This window comes from Serratia sp. H1w, from assembly GCF_000633355.1.
Taxonomy (GTDB): Bacteria; Pseudomonadota; Gammaproteobacteria; order Enterobacterales; family Enterobacteriaceae; genus Chania.
The window spans coordinates 1-618 of record NZ_AYMQ01000169.1; the positions used below are offsets into that span (position 1 = coordinate 1).

At 43.9% G+C, this 618-nt stretch carries 1 protein-coding gene; it reads right to left on the reverse strand.

Features of this window, described 5'->3' with window-relative positions; genetic code table 11:
* Positions 1-226, reverse strand: a 226-nt coding sequence (locus U869_RS0128195; protein WP_025123460.1) for a fimbrial protein, incomplete at its 3' end; no start/stop codon positions are given.
* Between the last annotated feature and the right edge of the window lie 392 nt (positions 227-618).

Genomic DNA, 618 nt, shown 5'->3' on the forward strand with positions numbered 1-618 from the left:
ACCCGGTAGAAGAACTGACATCGCCAGCGGTAGCCAGTGAAGTTGTTTTTACTTGCCCCAATTGCACTGTCTGGCCAATAGAACCTGCATCCACGGCACAAGCCGCGTTAACGACTTCGCCTTTGAAATGGATCGGGCCACCGTTGACGGTAGTCGTTGCCGCATTAGCGACGCCAGCCAGAGAAAGAACTGCGGCAATACCAGCAACCAGTGATTTGATTTTCATACTATTTTCCTTTGAACACATAATGTTTCATAACCATGAAAAAGTGTGGAGGTCGATCCCCCTGGCGGGCAACCGCACAAACTTCATTTTTACTCACGGCCGGACCTCCCTATTCCGTTCAGTTTTCGCCAGAAAACAAGATGTTTCTGAGTAAACCCGAGACAATTCTTAACCAAACAACAATATTTTGCAATATTTAATGCGACAATCACCTTAAAATAACTGGATTACTTTGAAAATTATGCCATTTCACTAAATTGGTGGTTACGTTACGGGCAACTCATCTTCCAATTGTATTTCAGTTCGTTAGCATCCCTTTACCCCCAGTCATCTGGATATTGGTGATGACTTTAATTGGTTGAATTCGATGTATACCCGTGATCATTGAAGAT